This window comes from Scytonema hofmannii PCC 7110 (assembly GCF_000346485.2).
Lineage (GTDB): Bacteria > Cyanobacteriota > Cyanobacteriia > Cyanobacteriales > Nostocaceae > Scytonema > Scytonema hofmannii.
In genome coordinates, this window is record NZ_KQ976354.1 from 873,377 (window position 1) to 894,511 (window position 21,135).

Sequence of the window (21,135 nt, forward strand, 5' to 3'; positions counted from 1 at the left end):
AAGCGCTCGCTATTCTGCTTGAAACCACTGGTAACAAACTAGCTGAATATCTTCTTCCTCAATGATTTCTGATGGATTGCTTTCTCTTTCTTCTTCAATTTCATGATATTGGTCTTGATCGACAAACAATTCGTTGTTTAAATTCTGCTAGCTTGAGGTCGGAGTCTTGTCCTATTTCTACATTTTTTTGAATTTGCAATAGTTGATGATGAATACTGTTGAGGATATTAAGGTCTGATTGAATCCGACCGCGTAACTCATCAATTTGGTAATCGTTGAGGTCAATTTCTTCCAAAGATTCAATTAACTCATCAACAGAAATATTATCTTCTTCATCTGTCTCTGCTGCTAGAATCTTGCGAAAATTCTTGCTGTCTAGCAGCTTACCCTGTTGTAACAAGGTAAAAAATCTTTCTTGAAAATCCCTCTGCTTGCAGATACTGCTTTCAAATGCAATTAGAGAACTTTCTAGTCGTTTTAGATACAGGGATTTCATTAAAGCAACAAGGGCATCGTTCCGCAGTATGTCATCATCTTCTTGCTTAGTTTTTCGCTTTTTAGGTTCTACCGTTGGTAATGTAGCATTTAGTTCAAAAAGATTGCTAATATTTTCTATTGCTTTTTTGCAACAATAAACTCCTGCTTTTAGCAAGACTGATGAATTTCTCTTATCAAAAGCATTCAGTTCTTGTAAGACATGAGTGTGAAGATTTGCCAAGTCTTGTTGCAATTGTTGTGCTTGACTGTGGTTGTAATTATTACCATTGCTCATGCGAGGTTCTTGTAGAGAAATCCACTGACGAGCAAAATCGACGGCTTCCCGAACGTGCTGGCGAATCTGATTGAGAGCCATACCAGTGATGGTATCACTACTACCACGAATTAGACCTAGTTCCCGTTGTTTGCGTTTGACTTCATCATTAATTTGGGTTTCAGAAGACAATTGCCCCACATAATTTTTAACAACATCTAGCTTGCTTAAATCGTTTTGTTGAATTGGCAATATGAGAGAGTAAATAAGTTGATTTGGCTTTATCCACTCATTCCAAACTGCCTTAGCAGGACCATAAATCATATTTAAACGTGGTGCTTGAGTCCACCAACCTTCGACTTGCTTACCTAAAGCAGTAACATCGGCTTCCCACAGAGTCTGATTTCTGACTGTTTTAATGGCTGTGGTATCTAAGGCGAAACCTTGGTTTCCATAGTTAGCTATAGTTTGGCAGTACCGATAAAGCTGACTCAGACCTTCTCCCAATCTTAGTGAGAGAAGTATTGCTGGAGCGTGAGTATTTGTTTAACAATTTAATTCGACTAATTTGTTGCAGATACCAGCGAACTGAATCTTGGGCTTCGTATTGCTTTTGAGTTTCTCTAAATCTAAGTGCTTCATGTTGAATGTGGTGAAGCGTTTGGGGGTCAAGTGTAAAAGCAGCGATTTTTTCTAATCGATTTAGGTCATGATAACTAGGATCAGCAGTGTTTATCAAACATTTATTAATTTTGAGCCTCAATTTCATTTGAGCATCAAAGCTAATACGAGGACTGACGAGCATTAACTGGCTGTAGTCTCTTGTGCATAATAATAAAAAGTAAGACAATCGCTGACAGAGGTTGTTGGCAATAGCTTGCATTCTATAAGTAACTGTATCAAGCGAAAACCATTCCGATGGTTTAAGTTTAAACAGAAGAACCTGTAACTCTGCATTTCCTTGGTTTGCAATTAAGTAGACCTGATTAACAGCTTGAGTACTTCCCTTTGAAAGTTCTAAATCTGTAACATCTAGCAATTGGCAAATGGTTTTGTACCCAAGTTTTTGAAATATTGCTGCTACTTGTTCTGGTTTTTTTATGTTTTTTACATCATCTAGGTGTAGTAATCTGTCAGGCATCTAATTACAAGAGAAATCATATCGGTCGTTACCAAAATAAAAACGCCTTGCATTCACCCATGACTTTTGCTCTTTGATTGAATTTAACAAATTTCAATAAGTTTTATCAGCCAGTTAAAGACAAAAGTTAACGATTAAGCAAACCAACCTCAAGCTAATTCATTAAAGGTCTTTTGATTGACATTAGGTAGATGCAGATTGGAGGTTGGTCATGCGCGGTTATTAGCAGGATACATTTAGTATATATTATATCGTATTTTTTTTACGTGTGTATATTTAATAAAATGGACTGCAAGGCTCATAGAGCTTTTTGGAAGAGCTTACAAGTACATTCAGTAGATCGGCAAGTTTTTTGAAAGTGATGTTTTCAATTCCGTAAAGTATATTTTATTACATAACTCATCAAAAGTAACAAAAGCTGGCTGCTTGGGATAAATGAAAAAACGCTCTTATCAATTAAGTGCAAATAGTAAAAATATATACAATTAATGCACTACAAGCATAAGCTGTTGCGCTTTTAATTTATACTTCGAGAACGGGCGAGGACGCCCGTCCCACAAGAGCTAAGTTTACTGAGGTTGTGCAAGTTAAAGAATTATTAGCTTACTCCATTACATATTGAGTACAAATGCAAGCTAATTACCCCAAATAAGCCTTCCTGACTCGCTCATCAGTCATCAATTCCGATGCTCTACCTGATAGAGTAATGCAACCAGCTTCCAAAACATAACCGCGATCTGCAATTTGTAAAGCAAGGTTGGCATTTTGTTCAACCAACAAAATAGTCACACCAGTAGCACGTAAATTTTCAATAATGCTAAAAATTTCTCTCACTATAGTAGGTGCTAAACCCAAACTAGGCTCATCTAACAGCAAAAGCTTGGGTCTACTCATTAAAGCGCGGGCTATAGCTAGCATTTGTTGTTCCCCCCCACTTAAAGTTCCCGCCAATTGATTGCGCCTTTGTGACAAACGGGGAAATAACTCAAATTGTTGCTGAATATCTGCTTTAATTTCTGCTCGATCGCTGCGAATATAAGCACCCAATAACAAATTATCATACACAGTTTGCCGTGCTAATACCCTCCGCCCTTCCGGAGAGTGAGCAATACCGAGTTGCACAACTTCATGAGGCTGACGGCGAGTGATATTGCGTCCGTTATACAGAATCTCACCACGACGAGGATTAACTACCTTAGATATAGCGCGGAGAGTCGTTGTTTTCCCTGCACCATTAGCACCTACAAGAGTTACCACTTCACCACTATGAATAAACAAATTAATATTCTCTAAAGCTTGAATACCTCCATAATTCACATAGAGGTCTTTAATCTCCAAAATCCTCAAATTATCAGCGTTCATCAGCGTTCATCTGCGGTTAATATACTTAATCATTACCCAAATATGCTTCAATCACAGCTGGGTTATTTCTGACAACAGATGGTTCCCCCAACGCAATGAGTTGACCAAAATCTAAAACAGCAATGCGATCGCACAAACCCATAACTAAAGGAACATGGTGCTCAATCAAAACGATAGTTAAGTTAAAACTTTCGCGTAGGTTGCGGATAAACTCACTCAGTTGATGTTTTTCATTAGGATTCATACCTGCTGCAGGTTCATCTAAAAGTAACACCTGTGGTTCTAAAGCCAGAGCACGGGCAATTTCTAACCGCCTTTGGTCACCATAGGCAAAGTTTTTAGCTTTTTCTTCTAGGCGATCGCTTAAACCAACAAGCCCTAATAATTCTACCGCTCTTCGTTTGCTGTGTTGTTCTTCTTTTGGAGCAGGAGGCAATCCCAACATTCCCTGTATCATACTACTCTTCGTATGCAAATGCCGTGCTATAACAACATTTTCTAAAGCTGAGAGTTCACCAAACAAGCGAATATTTTGAAATGTCCGCGCAATCCCTAAACCTGCAATTTGATGGGGACGCAATTGAGAAATTTCTTTATCTTGATAAATTAACTGACCGCTAGAAGGTGTAATTAAGCCTGTAATTAAATTAAACAGAGTAGTCTTCCCAGCACCGTTAGGACCAATTAGTCCAAAAATTTCATATTTATTTACATGAAAAGATACATTATTGACTGCTACTAAACCCCCAAAACGGCGAGTTAAGTTTTTTGCTTCTAATAAAGATAATTCAGAATTTTGAGTTTTTGTCATTGGTCACTGGTCACTGGTCACTGGTCTGCGGCGCTTTCTACGGTTCTTGAATAAATCTGGAGTTACAAGACCTTGGGGAAAAAAGATAGTCCCAATAACGATCAGCAGTCCAAAAATAATTAACCTGCCATCTCGCAATAATTGTGCCAACCATGGGGGTATAGCGCTTGTATCTGCCATTGCTCTTAACACCTCCGGTAAAGCTGTGAATACCATACCTCCTACTACCGAACCTAAAAAAGTTCTCGATCCACCAATTAACACAAAAGTGAGGTAGTTGATACTGCTATCAAAGGTACCTTGACGTGAATTCCATGTATTGAGAACATGAGCACTAATAGCACCAACAACTCCTGCAAGAATACACCCTAGAGTGAATGCCAGTACTTTATAGTAAGTCGGATTTATACCCATTGCACCTGCAGCTAATTCATCCTCACGAATTGCTACGAACGCCCTGCCAACTTTTATACGTTCTAAGCGGTAAATAAGCACCATACTTACAATTAATAATGGCAGTGCAATCCATAAATATTCAATTGGTTCAGAGAAAGGTTGCGGGACACCAAAAATACCCACAGCCCCACCTGTAATATCTAAGTTTAGGGCTAAGACTCGCAGGACTTCTACAAAAGCAATGGTCGCGATCGCTAAATAAATCCCCCGCAACCGCAGTGCTGGGACTCCTACTACTACTCCCAGTACACCAGAAACGATACCCGCTATCAACATTTCCAGCAATAGAAGTGGAACAGGAAACACTCCTGTAGTAGAAAAAACAGTTGTAGAGAGAATAGCAGCAATGTACCCACCCAAAGCATAAAAGCCAGGGCTTGCTAGAGACAATTGTCCAGCCATGAGAGGTAAGTACAGAGATAGCCCTAGGAGCGCCCCCAATACCATAGAGACGATAAGAGCTCCATAAGTTGTAAAAAATTCAGTCATAAAGTGTTGTCACTGTAATGTAGTTATGAGAAAAACCTCTCATAATCGTCATGTTTACCAATCCAAAACCATGTGACTGTATCACCCTCCAAAATACCAATAGCTCGGTAGCTACGGGTTATTCTAACAGACCAAATACTTTCCTCCTGATTAATACATTTAAAGTGTAAAGATGGGTGAAATGGGTTTTGTTTCCACAAGCGATATGCTTTTCTCGCACTATTTTTAGCGTCATCGTTTAAAGAACTATAAGTTTCCCAAAAGGAAAGTAAAGTAGCAGACTTCATAACTGGTCATAGTCTAGTGGTGCAGCCTTTCCTTCCGCAATTTCCTGTTTAGCTTGTCGAGCAGCAGCTACAAGTTTGTGCTGAGTTTTTTGAAACGTAGCATCCCATTGCATCTCATCTCTTAAATCTTCAATATACTCCCGGAGATGTTCAACAATTTGGTTTTGTAAGTCTTCAGGTAATGACTCCATCATTTTTACCATGGTGGCAATTGCTGTAGATGACATATTCCGGCTCTCCATAGACTAGACTTTTTGAATAAACCGACGACCAAGTAAACCTTGAGGTCGCACTAACAGCATAATAAACAAAATGCCAAAAGCAACGGCATCTTTATAACCAGAATACTCGCCAGGGACAAACGCCTCTACTAACCCGATAAGTAAACCTCCCAATACTGCACCAGGGATGCTACCCAACCCGCCCAGTACAATCACCGATAAACCCCTCAACCCAAAACCAAGCCCAAAGTAGGGTCCAGCGATGCTGACACTTGTGGCGACGAGAGTTCCCGCCACGCCTGCAATGAAACTGCTGATGAAAAATGTCAGTACGATATAGCGATCGCTATTAATTCCCAATAAACTTGAGGTAGTAGGGTCTTCTGCGATCGCCTGCATTGCCTTACCGTACTTTGTGTTACTAATAAAATAAGTCAGAATTGTCACAACTATCACAGATACGGCAAAAATTACCAACTGAACGCTACGAATAGGAATCGGATTTTCTGCTGTACCAAAGTTGATAGCAGCTGGCAAGTTACCGTAAGTATTTTCTGGAAAAGTATAACTTTCTGCACCAACTAAATACTGTATTAAGTTAACAATAACCACCGCTACACCCAAGCTAGAAACAACCGTTAGCAATGGGTCAGAACCCCGTTGTCGTAAAGGGAGAAAGGCAATGCCTTCAATCGCCACACCAACCAACCCTGCAAAAATACTTCCCAAAATCATGGCGACAGGGAATGGTAATTGTATTGGCAGAGTTGCATTAGCTAGTACACCATTAAATCCAAAAGTCCCACCCATAAGTGCATACGTAAAATATGCCCCCAAGGTAAAAACTGCACCATGAGCCAAATTAATAATGCCTAAAATTGAGTAAACCAGGGTGTATCCCAAGGCAAAAATAGCGTAGGCGCTACCAATAGATAACCCGTTCAGAAATTGTTGTAAAAATAGACTGATGTTCATCTTTTGGGGAGTGGGGAGTAGGGAGTAGGGAGTGGGGAATGGAGAATAATAGCCCATGCCCATTGCCCAATGCCCCATGCCCAAATTCCCACGTTTTAGTGTATGTAATTGATGACTACTTTAAAATTGCAAATTTCCCTTTCTTTGCATTTTTATCCATCGTAATTCGAGCCACATAGAATTCTTTTTGAATCACGTCGCCTACAGGAGTAAAAGCAATCTCACCAAGAGGAGTATTGTACTTGCCTGATAGTAGCTCTTTATTTAATTCTGTACGCAGTTGAGGCAAGGGTAATGTACCAATTTTCGATTTTTTATCCAAAGATTTCAGAGCTTCGACATACACTTGCACTGCTGCAAAAGCTTGACCGCTAAACTGGGGCGGTTCTTCATTATATTGCTTTAAATAAGCAGCACGGAATTCTTTGTTAACTTGTCCAGAATATTCAGGGCTGTAAGCTTGAGCAATAATGACACCATCACAAAATGCTTGACACACTGCGAATACTTTCCCCGTGTTCAGCCCATTTCCCGCAATGATTAAACCTTTATAACCCAATTCCCTCAATTGTCGGATTAAATTCCCACCATCAGCAGCCAAGCCAGAAATAATGATTAAATCTGGTTTTAAATTAATACCATTAGTGGCTTGGGCTTGAAAGTCGGTATCAGTTGTTTGAAATTTTTGAACTGTTATAATTTCCAATCCTTGATCCTTAACTGTTTTCTGAAAAATCTCTGTTTCCGATTTACTAAAAACATCATTTTGTGCGAAAAAGACTGCTACTTTCTTAATGTTAGGATTTTGTTTAAGAGCAGCTTTGACTGAATTAGGTGCAACAATAGAAACAGGTGCGGATACACGCGCAACATAATCACCTATTTCTGGAACTCCTTTTGCAGTATTTGATGCTCCAATCACCGGCACTTTAGATTTTTCGGCAAACGGATCGGCGGCGAAAGCTTGCTGCGATAAAGTTGGACCAACAATCCCAACAACTTTATTTTTGTTAATTAAAGTTTGAAAAGCGTTAATAGCTCCTGCTTCATCACCACTAGTGTCTTGGAACACCAGTTTAATGGGAGTACCATTAACACCACCTTTATCATTAAAATATTTTTCGGCAATTTTTGCCCCAGCAACGCCTTCTTGACCAAGCAAAGCTACGTTACTGGTTTGTGCAAAGGCAATACCGATGGGAATTTCACTAGATGTGTCTGTCGTTATAGCCGTGTTGGTTGTAGAACTCGTACTGGTGTTACCGTTAGTTCCCGTATTGGTGCTATTGGTAGGACTGCTACCGCATGCTGTTAGCAGCATAGCGCAAGTTACGAAAAATGCAGTTGTTAAAGTAGTAGATTTTTTCATGGTCGAATAAGGCAGGGTTTTGTGTATCCTTGATAAACTCAAGGAAGAGATTTGATATATCAGCCAAGGATTAAAATACTAAGCAGTTGTCAGAGTTAATGCAAGATGCTACTGTAAAAAATTCGTAGCATTTTTACTAAAAAATGTAACTTAAAATACTGCTTGATACAGCCATTGGCATAGCAAAAGTGTATCGGTAAACTCTTAAATTGTGAATAACTTGAATTCGCCTTTTTTGCCGGATATGGTAAATATCTGGCAGCAAACCATGAATTGGACTCCCACAGTCCACCAGCAAGAGCTGTTTCAAAAGCTTTACGAGTTAATTTTATCCGGGAACAGCCAGCAGAATTTAACCCGCATTACCGAGCCTCAAGAGTTTTGGGAGAAGCATCTTTGGGATTCTCTACGGGGAATTGCTTTTTTGCTTTCAGGACAAGCACAAGAAAATACAGGGGACACAGAAGAACTCACACCCTCATCTGTCCTAATCTCCAATCTCCAATCCCCAATCCAAAATCCAAAATCCAAAATCCAAAATCCAAAATTCCCCACTTTTATCGACATTGGAACTGGTGCTGGTTTTCCAGGTATCCCAATAGCGATTACTGTTGCTCATGGTACTGTAACTCTTCTAGACTCCACTCGGAAAAAAATTGCTTTTCTCGATCGAGTGAAAGACGAGCTTCACCTAACTAACATTAAAACGGTGACTGGCAGAGCAGAAGAGATTAGCCATCAGATCCAACACCGACAATGCTATGATGTTGCTCTCATCCGTGCTGTCGGAACAGCTTCTGTCTGCGCTGAATATACCTTACCGTTGTTGAAACAAGGTGGGCTAGCCGTCATTTACCGGGGTAATTGGATGGAAGATGAAGCAAAATCTTTAAAAAATGCTGTTCAACAACTAGGTGGGACAATTGAATCTGTTGAAGAATTTACGACTCCCCTCACTCACAGCATTCGTCACTGTCTTTACTTACGGAAAGTAGCAACTACACCATCTCAGTTTCCTCGTGCTGTTGGTGTCCCTACGCAAAAACCTCTTTAAGGGACTTCCAAACAAAAAAGTTTTCAAATATCTCTTGTGGTACGGGCGACACGAGCCGTCACTAGTATAAGACGGGCGGGGACGCCCGTACCACAAGTAGTGGTAATTTATTTCTTGGAAATCCCTAAGCATGGAAAGTCAGATCCCCGACTTCGCAGAAGTTGTCGGGGATCTAGACACAGAAATTGTTACCTATTAGGATTTTTATATACAATTTATGAGACGTTCATGAAAAACTACAATTCTCATAACAATTAGCCATCTACAAACTGACTTCCAACGCCATGAATCAACCTCTTCTTCGCTTTCTAGCTACCAAAAATTATAAAAATTTGTCCTTAGATAAAGAAGCTAATCTCACAAACCTCAATATATTTATCGGGTCAAATGGCTCAGGCAAAAGCAACTTTATCAATTGCTTAAAATTTTTAAAAGATAGCCTAACTAATATTCCTGATGAAAGTCGGGGGATCGGTAGTTTTGAGAATTCAGTTACCCAAATTGGTGGTAATAAAATTTTAGATGGTACTATGGCAAGTCCTGCTGTAGTAAGGCTGGCATATTGTTTTTGGCAAATTTCACAAACTAGTCTTTCCGGAAAAGATAGCGGAATCCTTGATTTGAAAATTTATGTTGATAAAAATACACCTAGAGTTAGCATTGCCCAAGAATTTCTATATAGTGGAGAAGATTTAGATGAATCAGCTGTATCGCCACCTTTCTATTACTATCAATTTCATAATAGAGAAGTAGGAAAAGGTGTTGTATCAGTTTATAAGACTTCACTACAAAATGCAGAAACTCATTTTAAGCCTTTAGAAAATATTAATACTAATTTTTTAGGTCTTTCTTCCATTCCTCGATTACTAGAAGATAGTGAATATCCTCCTGAAAGTACTCCTGTTTACAGAATTAGAAGAGATTTGGTTGAATTTTTTTCTAAATGGCAATTTTACAATGCTAACAATATAAAGGAGTTAGTTATGGAAGAACGGGTCAAAGCTTAATTACTCAAATCAGTGAGCAACTACCTATTACCTTACAATACGAACCAAATCAATGCGATCTAATTTTAGTTTTTGACGATTTAGATTGCCGAAACCCAGAGAATCAAAGAGAAAAAATTTTGGCAGCAATATCAAAAATACCAGAAAGTGCTAAAATTACACAATTTGTTGGGTTTGCTGCTCCTGAACTGGAATCTTGGATTATAGCAGATTGGAATAATTCAATAGCTAGACATTCAGATTTTAGGGACAGACATCAACGTATGCGCTGGTGGCTAAGTACACAAAGAAATATTCCCTTCGATTGTCCAGAATCATTTAGTGAATATAACCCTGAAAGAGACTGTTGTCATGAAAAGCTATCAGAGGCGCTTATTGAGTCAAGTGTTTTAGATGAGTTCGAGCCAAGCGAAACACGCTTTTCTAAAGGATTACATACTCCTTTGCTATTATTGCAAATACAGCCAAATGAAGTTCAACAAAGATGTCCTTTATTTCGCGAGCTTTACAATTATCTTAATAATTTTTGTCAAAATCCTTCTTAAAATTGTCAGCCAAGTTACAAAAGTGAGTGGGGAACTCAAGTTCCCCTTTGAAGATGAGGAGCAATGAGAAACGCGATTCTCCTACTACCTTTTACTTGATGCGGCAAAACGCTTGTTAATCTCATCCCAGTTCAAGACGTTCCACCATGCATTTAAATAATCGGCACGACGATTTTGATACTTGAGGTAATATGCGTGTTCCCATATGTCATTACCCATAATTGGGTAGTTTCCTTCAACTATGGGACTATCTTGATTGGGTGTCGTCATTACAGTCAGGTCGCCATTTTTAGTACGTACTAACCAAACCCAACCACTGCCAAAACGACCAACACCAGCTTCATTAAACTGCTTTTTAAAACTGGAAAAACTGCCAAAAGTTTCTGTAATTGCGGATGCGATCGCACCTGTTGGTTCTCCCCCACCTTTTGGCTTCATAATTCTCCAAAACATCGCATGGTTAACATGACCACCACCATTATTACGTACCGTTGTACGAATATCGTCTGGTACATTGTTCAGATTGCGAAGAAGGTCTGCAACACTTTTCCCTTTGAGTTCTGGATGTTTATTGAATGCCACATTCAAGTTTTTTACATAAGTCGCATGGTGTTTATCGTGATGAAACTGCATTGTTTTTGCATCGATATGAGGCTCTAACGCATTGTACGCGTAGGGTAATCGTGGTAGTTGGATAGCACCTGGTGCATTAGATTTAGGCTGGTTTCCGCTAGGAGTCTTTTGTGCAAAAGCACCAGCATCTAACGCTAAAACCCCGGCCCCAGACCCTAGTAAAAACAAGAAATGACGACGATTAACACTCATAAAACTTTACTGCGACGAATGTTTTCATTGAGCAGTCCTTATTTTCCCACTAACCACTAACCACTAACCACTAACCACTAACTAACTTTGTGACAATCGCTGCCTTGCTTCACCTGCTAACATCTCATGTGCTTCTGTTAAAAAACGAGGAATTTTATCTGCGTGAGGACTGCGACTGAGGCATTCCTGCAAGTCTAATTGACTTATTTTGTCTGCTTGACTACCAGGAAACCAATGACCGCCATTGCCAAGCAAGTTATAACGCATTTTGGCATAGTCCAGCATATCGTATGCCACAGCTAAATTTCTCAACCACAAAATCACTGGAATATTCACATGACCTGGGGTTTTATCATAGGTTGGTAAATTAACATGCCAGGTTTTGACCCAATCTTCTCCCATAACTGCTATTGCTTCTTCTTCCAACCTAGCCAAAATATCTGGCAAAATTTCCGATGCGTTGTCTAGTAAATCTAATGTTTTTAAGTGTTCGTCAAAATCTTGCGGTTTAGCTGCACCCACGCTTAATGTATGAACTTGGGAATGGCTTAAACAAAATAAATCATTAAAGACCATTGGGCTTAAAGGCTTACAAAGTTCTACTAGTTTTTCTGGTGGTTCATATAACATTCCTCCTTTATTAGATGGGCTAATGATAAATACGCCCATGTCAAGGCGGGTTGCAGCTTCAATAGCAGTCCAGTTGGCTTGATTAACGTAATACCAATGTAAGTTAACGTAGTCAAACTGGTTAGTATTTATTGCTTGAATAATAATATCTGTTGCACCATGTGTAGAAAAACCGATAAATTTAACTTTTCCTTGTGCCTGAAGTTTATGTACGAACTCCAAGCAACCACCAGGACGAATGCTGTCATGCAATAATTCAGGATTGTTAATACCGTGTATTGCTAGTAAGTCAACGTAGTCCAGGCGAAGATTTTTTAGCGATTTTTCAAAATCTCGTTGGAATTCTTTAACATCAGCTTTAGGGTTGACTTTGGTTTGAACAATCAACTCTTCGCGCTCAAAAGTTGGCAAGATTCTTCCCAACTGCATTTCAGAACTACCGTAACCACGAGCAGTTTCAATATGATTAATTCCCAATTCTACTGCCCGTCGAATCGTCGCTTCTAGATTTTCCTGGCGATCGCGGGGGACTTGCCACTGTGGCACATCCTGCCATTTATACTGATATCTCATGCCACCGCAGGAAAAAACAGGCATTTTTAACTCTGTGCGCCCAAATCGTCTGTAAAGCATTATTAGACGTTGAATTTTAGATTTTGGATTTTGGATTTTTGGTTGTATGTTAGGACGTTAGTCCACATCAAATACGATCTTGTAAAGAATGGATTTCATTCTGTCAATACCATATTGAGACAAAAAATACAAGACTTGATTCAAGCTTAAGTATTTATACTATCTTGACTTATCTGTACAAAAGCAGTAAGACCATGACGGCACAAAGGGAAAGAGCTTGAATTTAACAATGTACCCGGAAATTTATCGGAGTATTGCGTAAAATGAAACGTTCTCTGTGAAGTCTCGGTTAGTTCCACTAAAAAAATCTCCGGAGGTATCAATGCCACATCACATCAGCACTCAGCCAACCACAAATGTTAATACTTATACTAAGGGTGCTGCTGATGCCTATACCCTCAATCTTATAGGCTTTTTTATCATTTCTTTACCTATAGTTCTATTACTGGGAATGACAACTTATAAAAGATATCGTACTGTTGTTATCCGTCGGCGAAGAGTATTCCTCGAAAAAATGTGGTTAATGGATGCTAAAAATAATACTTATAGACAAGATTAAATTTTAACTAGGGAGTGGGGAGTAGGGAATGTCTCTGTTTCATAATCCCTCGTTCCCATGCAGAGCATGGAAATGCTTTTAAGTAGGCTGCTGCCTTCTGTACTTAGCTGGAAATGCGAGGCAGAGAGAGCCTCTTAGGCTGCATTCCCAGGCTCCGCCAGGGAACGAGAGACGAGAGAATCTCTAACCCCTACTCCCCACTCCCTACTCCCCACTCCCTATTCCCCTTCCTATTACAATTGCCGAACTATCGGTTGACCGTCTTTAACTTCACCAATCAACACTAAGTCAGCACAATTGACAAAAATTCCATTCTCCAATACTCCGGGAATGTTGTTAAGTGTTTTTTCCAGGTTAACGGGGTCGCCGATCGCGTCAAACTTGACATCTATCACCATGTTGCCTTGGTCGGTAATAACTGGACCTGCTTTTTTAACACCCATACGGAGTTCGGGTTTGCCGCCCAATTTCTCAATTGCTCGTGTCACAGGTGCGATCGCCATTGGGATGACTTCTACTGGTACGGGAAAAACAGAACCCAATCGGTCTACCAATTTACCAGCATCGATAACCACAATGAACCTCTTTGCCAGGTAATCAACGACTTTTTCGCGAGTATGGGCTGCTCCACCACCTTTGATTAAATTCTTTTGAGGATCGACTTCATCTGCACCATCAATGGCAATGTCAATGCGATCGATAGCATCTAGAGTGGTTAGCGGGATACCATACTGTTTGGACAGCACCTCTGCTTGAAATGAGGTGGGGACACCGACAATATCTTTGATTTCACCAGACTTCAGGCGATCGCCCAAAAACTGAATTGCGTATGCTGTCGTTGACCCTGTACCCAACCCAACAATCGAACCTGATTCTACCAAAGCGGCGGCGGCTTTGCCGACTTCTTGCTTCATCAACTTGATGGGGTCTGCTGCTGCGGTCATTCCCAAAGCTCCTCAAATCATAAACTATAGTTCAGGGTAAGGGAAAAAGGTAAAGATGAGCAAAACGGTTTTGCGGAAAAGAATTAGAGTTATATGGTTTTGCTATCCAATTACAGTCTGCTGTAATGTGGTTGGTTGGCAACAATACTGAACAGAAATTCGTCACTAAAGGGGTTTGTGGAGCAGTAGTCGCTTAAAGTGTATATAATTATGCGTCAGCTTCTAAGTATCTCATTAGTTGCACTACTACAATCTTTTCCCAATGTAGCGATAAGCCGGGTACGGCTTGCGCCAAAGGCGATCGCACTTGGGCAAGCCAACACCGAACAACGATTTGATCCGATCGCACAAGTCGTTGCTGCCAAATTGATGTCTAATGCTCCAGATGGAAATTTTTATCCAGAAAGGTTTATCAGTCGAGCAGAATTAGCTTCGATTATGGTAAAGGCATTTCGACTGGATAAAAGACAGGCTGCCACTAAAGAAAATGTCAAGGTGACTGATGTGCCCCCGTCCAATCCTGTGTTTAATGATATTCAAGTAGTTTTAAAAACTGATATTATGAGAGGTTACCGGGGAAATTTGTTTTTTCCCAATCAAAGAGTCACTAAAGCAGAAGCATTGGCAATTTTTGCACAAGCTTATGGTGTCTTTCAATTTCCCGATCAAACAGTTAACGAAATTCTTGCCCCATATTCAGATGCGGCTTCTATTCCTACTTGGGCAAGAAAAGCAATTGCCACAGCAGTCAGTGAGGGATTTGTCAATACGGATGAACAGGGCAATGTTTCCCCATTACAACCCATGACTCGTGGAGATATGGCTTTTGTACTGAGTAAATATCTACAAAGACAACAGCCACAACCGGAAACACCGATCGTTCCAGGCGTTAGAATTAGCCCAGAATCCCTACAATAGAAGATCTTGTTTTTTATCATGGTTGTTGGCGTCATTTTTCTTCATTGTATATATTGACAAATTCGTCAAAGCTTGAATATTTACCAATAACTCTTGCGAAAGAGATTAAGCTTAAACATGATTGTGGGTTGACAGCCCTTAGCGTGGGAAAATCAGAAATACAAAAAGTAGAGAGGAAAACCCTATAGTTATGCACCTGAGTGAAATTACTCATCCCAACCAACTGCACGGTTTGTCGATTCGCCAGTTACAACAAATTGCCCGTCAGATTCGAGATAAACATCTCCAAACTGTAGCAGTTACTGGAGGACACCTCGGACCTGGTTTGGGAGTTGTAGAATTGACCCTAGGGCTTTACCAAACCCTGGATTTAGACCGCGATAAGGTTATCTGGGATGTAGGACACCAAGCTTATCCTCACAAACTGATTACAGGACGCTACACTAACTTCGATACTTTGCGGCAAAAAGACGGAATTGCCGGTTATCTCAAGCGATGTGAAAGTAAATTTGACCACTTTGGTGCGGGACACGCTTCCACCAGTATCTCTGCTGGATTGGGCATGGCTTTAGCAAGGGATCTCAAAGGAGAAAAGTTTAAAGTTGCCTCTATTATCGGTGACGGTGCGCTGACTGGTGGTATGGCATTAGAAGCTATCAACCACGCCGGACATTTGCCCAAGACAAACCTGCTGGTTGTCCTCAACGACAATGAAATGTCCATCTCTCCTAACGTTGGTGCGATTCCCCGCTACTTAAACAAAATGCGTCTGAGTCCGCCAGTACAATTCCTTAAAGATAATTTGGAGGAACAAGTCAAGCACATTCCCTTTGTTGGAGAATCCCTTTCACCCGAACTAGAACGCATCAAAGAAGGGATGAAGCGCTTGGCTGTTCCCAAGGTTGGGGCTGTCTTTGAAGAACTGGGTTTTACTTACATTGGACCAGTAGACGGACACAATCTAGAAGAGTTGATTGCGACTTTCCAACAGGCACATCAAATCCCAGGACCCGTTTTGGTACACGTTGCAACTGTCAAGGGTAAAGGTTATGAAATTGCCGAACAAGACAAAGTTGGCTATCATGCCCAAGTTCCCTTTAACTTAACTACAGGGAAAGCAATTCCCTCCAATAAGCCCAAGCCGCCTGGTTACAGCAAAGTTTTTGCCCACACTTTGGTTAAACTTGCCGAACAAAACCCCAAAATTGTTGGTATTACTGCCGCAATGGCAACAGGAACGGGGTTAGATAAATTGCAAGCGAAACTGCCCAATCAATATATAGATGTAGGCATTGCCGAACAGCACGCAGTTACCTTGGCAGCAGGGCTAGCATCTGAAGGTATGCGTCCGGTTGTGGCTATTTACTCTACCTTCTTACAACGCGCCTACGACCAAATCATTCACGATGTTTGCATCCAAAACCTGCCAGTGTTCTTCTGTATGGATAGGGCGGGAATTGTTGGTGCTGACGGTCCAACTCACCAGGGAATGTATGATATTGCCTATCTACGTTGTGTTCCCAACATGGTTCTTATGGCACCTAAAGACGAGGCAGAATTGCAACGGATGGTAGTCACCGGTATTAATCACACATCGGGACCAATCGCGATGCGTTTCCCTCGTGGTAGCGGTTATGGCGTTCCTCTGATGGAAGAAGGTTGGGAACCTTTAGAAATTGGTAAAGGGGAAATTCTCCGGACTGGAGATGATGTGTTGATCCTTGGCTATGGCACAATGGTGCAACCAGCAATGCAAACAGCCGAAATTCTCAGTGAACACGGCATTGAAGCAACTGTGATTAATGCGCGTTTCGCCAAGCCTTTAGATACGGAATTAATTTTCCCACTTGCTCAGAAAATTGGGCGAGTTGTGACTTTAGAAGAGGGCTGTATTACGGGAGGCTTCGGTTCGGCAATTGCAGAAGCGCTTTTAGATGCCGATATAGTGGTTCCGATTAAGCGCATCGGTATACCAGATTTGTTGGTAGACCATGCCGAACCCAACGAATCGAAAGCCGCGTTAGGTTTAACGACTCCCCAAATTGCTGACAGAGTTTTACATGCTTTCTTTAAACGCGAACTTTCTACGACGATTGTTAGTGTTTAGTAGAAAAAACGCTTTAAGATCCCCGAATTCTTCAAGAAGTCGGGGATCTCACCACCGTTGATTTAAGCTGTTGCGCTTTTAATTTACACAGTAGAGCAGGCGGGGACGCCTGCCCCACAAGAGTTAGATTTATTAAGGTTGTGCAAGTTAAATAATTGTTAGCTTACCTACTAACCACTAACCACTAACCACTAACGTATTATTTTTTACTATATATTGTTAGCGATTCATATCAAATACAAATATTTATTTACACTTATTACAGTAATTACCGCAGGTCGTTTCGGAACTAAGTTCGATTAAAACTATAAGCAGCATGTCACCTAATAGTGCTTGGTTAACATTTGTCTGCGCTGCAAGAAACCCGGTTTCTTCCTTGACACCGGGTTTCTGTTCCGCTTCATCCAAGCAGTATTGGCGCGAAACCCATCAAATGTGGGTACTTTTTTACTTCCTGCAAATAAATAGGGATAATATTTAAGTATAATGGTTTACACTGAGTTAAATTCACTTGTAATAAACAACACCAGCCGCCAGGAAATTTGTCAAATTTTTGGAGAAACTTATGACCCAGAACGGTGGAATGACTGGCGCTGGCAAATGAGGCACCGATTAACTAAACCAGAACATTTCCAGCGTTTGTTGCGGCTTGTTCCCTCAGAGCAACAGGGGCTTTTAAAGTCTCCTGAGAAGTTTGCCATAGCTGTGACACCACATTTTGCAGCACTGCTTGACCCAGAAGATCCGTTTTGTCCGCTACGGTTGCAGGTAATACCACGAGAAGAAGAGCTTGTAGTTAATCCTACGGATATGATAGATCCATGCGGTGAAGACCACGACAGCGTGGTACCTGGATTGGTACACCGCTATCCTGACAGAGTGTTATTTCTTGCACTTGACTCTTGTGCTGCATACTGCCGTTACTGTACGCGTTCCCGCCTAGTTAGTCAAGGTGAAATGTACCCTCTCACTCGACGTTTAGATGCGATCGTTGCCTACCTAGAAGAACATACTGAGGTACGTGACGTGCTGATTTCAGGTGGCGATCCTCTGCTCATGTCGGATGAACCCTTAGACAACTTATTAAGACGCTTGCGTGCTATTCCACACATTGAGTTTATACGTATTGGCTCTCGCATACCGAGTTTCTTACCACAACGGATTACCCCAGAACTTGTTGCCGTGCTTCGCAAGCATAGGGTGTGGCTGTCGTTACACTTTTGTCATGTACGGGAACTGACTCCAGAAACGGCGTATGCCTGTGATTTACTAGCTGACGGTGGTATTCCATTGGGAAGTCAAACTGTATTGCTAAAAAACGTGAATGACTCTGAGGAGTCACTCAAGCAGCTGTTTCATAGTTTGCTGAAGCTGCGCGTCCGTCCTTACTACCTCTACCAATGCGACCCAGTTGTAGGTACTGCACACCTGCGGACTAGCGTACAAACAGGTTTGGATTTGATCTCCAAACTACGCGGTCACACCACCGGGTACGCTGTGCCAACTTATGTTATTGATGCTCCTGGCGGTGGTGGCAAAGTTCCCATTCAAAAAGAAACACTGCTTGCTTATGAGAATGGCGCAGCCCTAGTTCGTAACTGGGAAGGTAAGACGTTTACATATACAGATCCGAAGATATAAAGCTTATACCATTTTGAATTTTAGATGCGTGGATTTTGGATTGGAAAGCTTTGCCCAGGCTAATTTCACACGACTACTCCCTTCTCGCTACAAGATTACCGATTTTCTTCTTTTCTTCTCTCTTTCTTTGTGTCCTTTGCGTCTTTGCGGTTTATTTAAATAAGTAATCTTCGGGCGGGACAGGAGTATCTGTCACATTTTTTTTCAAATTTGTATTAAAATATGGGAATTTTTATTGGTCTGTGTTATGACCTCAAGCAAGATTATCTTAACAAAGGTTTCAGCGCCGATGACGTGATGGAATTTGACTCAGAAGAAACTCTTATTGGGTTGGAAAAAGCACTAAACAGTTTGGGTCATCAAGTTGAACGTGTTGGCAATGGTAGAGAACTTGCTTTGCGATTGACAAAAGGCGATCGCTGGGATTTAATTTTCAACATTGCCGAGGGGGTCAAAGGTCGCTCCCGCGAGGCTCAAGTGCCTGCTGTCTGTGAATTATTTGCTCAACCTCACACTTTTGCTGACCCATTAACCTGTGCTCTTACACTTGATAAGGCTCTTGCCAAAAGTGTAGTCCGCGATCGCGGTTTACCTACAGCGCCATTTGAGGTAGTAAATAGCACCAGAGAAGCAGCAGCCGTATCGCTACCGATGCCACTCTTCCTGAAGCCAGTTGCTGAAGGAAGTTCCAAAGGCGTGACAGGACGTTCCTTAGTTAAAGAACGCACTCAGCTAGTGACGAAATGCCAAAAAATCATCGAAAAATTCCATCAGTCTGTACTTGTAGAAACCTTTCTTCCTGGGAGAGAAGTCACAGTAGGCATTATTGGGAATGGTAACGCTGCACGGGTGGTGGGCGTGATGGAAGTCATTTTTACAGATAAAGCAGAGACTTTCGCCTATACTGCTCTCAACAAAGATGAATACTTGGAACGGGTATCCTATCGCCTCATTGCAGATTCCGAACCATTTGCAGCACAAGCGCAGCAACTGGCATTAGATGCCTACCATATCCTTGGTTGTCGCGATGCTGCTCGCGTAGACTTGCGCTGCGATGCTAGTGGTGAGTTGCATTTTCTGGAGATAAATCCATTACCAGGTCTCAACCATGTTCTTTCAGACCTGTCTATTATGGGAGGTCTTGCAGGTTTATCCTACACACAGTTGATTAACGAAATAGTCGAATCAGCATGGCAGAGATATATATCATGAATTATGCTCATATGTCAAGAGGTAAAAACGCAAAGTTAAAAGCACTGCACTCATGAGCAATCCAAGTACCAAACCCAACCATAAACCTGTACTGCCCCAACCCAAAGTGAATGCCATGAGATAACCTCCACCCATACCCACTCCCCAGTAGGCAAACAGGGCGATCGCCATTGGCGTTTGGGTATCCTTTAATCCTATTAAAGCACCAGCAGCAATAGTCTGAATACCATAAAATAACTGCACTATTGCTGCCACTTCCAAGAAAGAAATTGCAGTCCCAACTATCTCCACATTATCCGGATGGCTGCTATCTAAATACAACTCCACAATAAAGTTGGGAAATAGCCAAAAAATGAGTGCCACAATGCTTGCAACGGGAACAATTAGGGCAATACCAACGAATCCGGCTCTGCTTGCCCCCCTAAGATCGTTTTGTCCCTTTAACTGTCCTACTCTCATCATAGTGGCATAGGAAATACCTATAGACACTGTCTCAACAAAACTTTCTGTCTCAGCAGTTATTTCGTGGGCTGCTAAAGTATCTGTCCCAAACCAACCCATGAGCAAGGCAATAGCAGTGAACACTCCAATTTCTGCTGCATACTGCAAACCCAAGAACGATCCAGTTTGGACGATATTTACAAACATATCCTTATCAAACTGACGCCAAGCGCGATCGATTTGGTACTCCTTAAAGTACTCATCGCAACACATCCAAATAGCAGCAGCAATGAAATTCAACCAAAACACAAGAGCGCTAGCCCAACCGATCCCCGCTAAACCAAGAGACGGTAAACCAAATTTACCGAACATAAACACGTAATTGAAAGCTACATTTAACAGTAACCCAACGACTGTAGTGACTATCAGGAATTGAGGGCGATTAAGGGCAGAGCCAACTTCTTTTAACACGCAAAAACCCAGCGCGGCAGGAAAACCCCAAACAATAGCCTGCAAATATGTTTTAGCTAATGATACAATACCTTCTTCTTGACCGGTAAGCAGGAGGATAGAGTCAAAATGCCAAATGACAAACATCATAGGTAAACAGAGGGTAGCAGCTAACCAAACACCCTGACTTGCAGCATGACTGACTCGCTCTGTCTTGCCCGCACCAAAAGCGTTTGCGACACTCGCACCGACGACTGAAAGCGCAGAACGACAAACAGAAGCCAGAGTGGAAAAAGTCACTGCACCC

At 41.3% G+C, this 21,135-nt stretch carries 21 protein-coding genes; 8 read left to right on the plus strand and 13 right to left on the minus strand.

The genetic code is table 11. The features are described from left to right. Positions 1–100: 100 nt before the first annotated feature. The 9 genes from WA1_RS03765 to WA1_RS03805 form a co-directional block, all read right to left on the minus strand. Entirely contained in the window at positions 101–1,258 is a 1,158-nt protein-coding gene (locus WA1_RS03765) for a hypothetical protein (RefSeq protein ID WP_017741596.1), read from the minus strand. Then, entirely contained in the window at positions 1,209–1,892 is a 684-nt protein-coding gene (locus WA1_RS03770) for a sigma-70 factor domain-containing protein (RefSeq protein ID WP_017741597.1), read from the minus strand. The genes WA1_RS03765 and WA1_RS03770 overlap by 50 nt, the downstream gene beginning before the upstream one ends. Positions 1,893–2,531: 639 nt before the next feature. Then, positions 2,532–3,254 (minus strand): ABC transporter ATP-binding protein, encoded by a 723-nt coding sequence (locus WA1_RS03775; protein WP_017741598.1) that lies wholly within the window; start codon positions 3,252–3,254, stop codon positions 2,532–2,534. Positions 3,255–3,279: 25 nt separating this feature from the next. Beyond that, on the minus strand, positions 3,280–4,065 hold the full coding sequence (locus WA1_RS03780; RefSeq protein ID WP_017741599.1) for an ABC transporter ATP-binding protein: 786 nt from the start codon (positions 4,063–4,065) through the stop codon (positions 3,280–3,282). Between the two features lie 3 nt (positions 4,066–4,068). Then, positions 4,069–5,010: a branched-chain amino acid ABC transporter permease gene (locus WA1_RS03785; RefSeq protein ID WP_017741600.1), complete on the minus strand. Its 942-nt coding sequence runs from the start codon at positions 5,008–5,010 to the stop codon at positions 4,069–4,071. Positions 5,011–5,033: 23 nt separating this feature from the next. After that, positions 5,034–5,297: a ParE family toxin-like protein gene (locus WA1_RS03790; protein ID WP_017741601.1), complete on the minus strand. Its 264-nt coding sequence runs from the start codon at positions 5,295–5,297 to the stop codon at positions 5,034–5,036. Then, positions 5,294–5,524 (minus strand): hypothetical protein, encoded by a 231-nt coding sequence (locus tag WA1_RS03795; protein WP_017741602.1) that lies wholly within the window; start codon positions 5,522–5,524, stop codon positions 5,294–5,296. The genes WA1_RS03790 and WA1_RS03795 overlap by 4 nt, the downstream gene beginning before the upstream one ends. An 18-nt stretch (positions 5,525–5,542) precedes the next feature. Next, positions 5,543–6,493, minus strand: a complete 951-nt coding sequence (locus tag WA1_RS03800; protein ID WP_026134463.1) for a branched-chain amino acid ABC transporter permease — start codon at positions 6,491–6,493, stop codon at positions 5,543–5,545. A 115-nt stretch (positions 6,494–6,608) separates the two neighbouring features. After that, the gene (locus WA1_RS03805; protein WP_017741604.1) at positions 6,609–7,862 is read right to left on the minus strand and encodes an ABC transporter substrate-binding protein; all 1,254 of its coding nucleotides are present in this window, start codon (positions 7,860–7,862) and stop codon (positions 6,609–6,611) included. A gap of 244 nt (positions 7,863–8,106) precedes the next feature. Between WA1_RS03805 and rsmG the strand changes: the two genes are divergently transcribed. From rsmG to WA1_RS03820, 3 genes are all read left to right on the plus strand, one after another. Continuing rightward, positions 8,107–8,916, plus strand: a complete 810-nt coding sequence (rsmG, locus tag WA1_RS03810) for a 16S rRNA (guanine(527)-N(7))-methyltransferase RsmG (RefSeq protein ID WP_201789184.1) — start codon at positions 8,107–8,109, stop codon at positions 8,914–8,916. Between the two features lie 284 nt (positions 8,917–9,200). After that, positions 9,201–9,923 carry an AAA family ATPase gene (locus WA1_RS03815; protein ID WP_017741606.1) on the plus strand — a complete coding sequence of 241 codons (723 nt, stop codon included), beginning with the start codon at positions 9,201–9,203 and terminating at the stop codon, positions 9,921–9,923. 119 nt (positions 9,924–10,042) lie between these two features. Continuing rightward, positions 10,043–10,468, plus strand: a complete 426-nt coding sequence (locus tag WA1_RS03820; RefSeq protein WP_017741607.1) for a hypothetical protein — start codon at positions 10,043–10,045, stop codon at positions 10,466–10,468. An 84-nt stretch (positions 10,469–10,552) separates the two neighbouring features. Here WA1_RS03820 and WA1_RS03825 read toward each other — a convergent pair whose 3' ends face one another. Both WA1_RS03825 and WA1_RS03830 read right to left on the minus strand, forming a co-directional pair. Continuing rightward, a complete protein-coding gene (locus tag WA1_RS03825) occupies positions 10,553–11,293 on the minus strand; it encodes a superoxide dismutase (protein WP_017741608.1) in 741 nt (246 codons plus the stop codon). A gap of 81 nt (positions 11,294–11,374) precedes the next feature. Next, positions 11,375–12,556 (minus strand): aldo/keto reductase, encoded by a 1,182-nt coding sequence (locus WA1_RS03830; protein WP_017741609.1) that lies wholly within the window; start codon positions 12,554–12,556, stop codon positions 11,375–11,377. A 322-nt stretch (positions 12,557–12,878) separates the two neighbouring features. Here WA1_RS03830 and WA1_RS03835 point away from each other — a divergent pair, with 322 nt between their 5' ends. After that, a complete protein-coding gene (locus WA1_RS03835) occupies positions 12,879–13,115 on the plus strand; it encodes a hypothetical protein (RefSeq protein ID WP_017741610.1) in 237 nt (78 codons plus the stop codon). Positions 13,116–13,348: 233 nt separating this feature from the next. On the opposite strand, the gene rpiA is transcribed toward WA1_RS03835, so the two are convergent. Beyond that, positions 13,349–14,059, minus strand: coding sequence for a ribose-5-phosphate isomerase RpiA (gene rpiA, locus WA1_RS03840; RefSeq protein ID WP_017741611.1), 711 nt, complete (start codon positions 14,057–14,059; stop codon positions 13,349–13,351). 210 nt (positions 14,060–14,269) lie between these two features. On the opposite strand from rpiA, the gene WA1_RS03845 reads away from it, so the two are divergent. The 4 genes from WA1_RS03845 (at position 14,270) to WA1_RS03860 (ending at position 19,937) form a co-directional block, all read left to right on the plus strand. Next, a complete protein-coding gene (locus tag WA1_RS03845) occupies positions 14,270–14,977 on the plus strand; it encodes an S-layer homology domain-containing protein (protein ID WP_017741612.1) in 708 nt (235 codons plus the stop codon). Between the two features lie 190 nt (positions 14,978–15,167). After that, positions 15,168–17,084 (plus strand): 1-deoxy-D-xylulose-5-phosphate synthase, encoded by a 1,917-nt coding sequence (gene dxs, locus WA1_RS03850; protein WP_017741613.1) that lies wholly within the window; start codon positions 15,168–15,170, stop codon positions 17,082–17,084. Between the two features lie 486 nt (positions 17,085–17,570). After that, entirely contained in the window at positions 17,571–18,725 is a 1,155-nt protein-coding gene (locus WA1_RS03855) for a KamA family radical SAM protein (RefSeq protein ID WP_017741614.1), read from the plus strand. Between the two features lie 222 nt (positions 18,726–18,947). Continuing rightward, positions 18,948–19,937, plus strand: a complete 990-nt coding sequence (locus WA1_RS03860) for a D-alanine--D-alanine ligase family protein (RefSeq protein WP_017741615.1) — start codon at positions 18,948–18,950, stop codon at positions 19,935–19,937. On the opposite strand, the gene WA1_RS03865 is transcribed toward WA1_RS03860, so the two are convergent. Then, positions 19,932–21,135, minus strand: a 1,204-nt coding sequence (locus tag WA1_RS03865; RefSeq protein WP_272819059.1) for an MATE family efflux transporter, incomplete at its 5' end; no start/stop codon positions are given. The two genes, WA1_RS03860 and WA1_RS03865, sit on opposite strands and share 6 nt — an antisense overlap.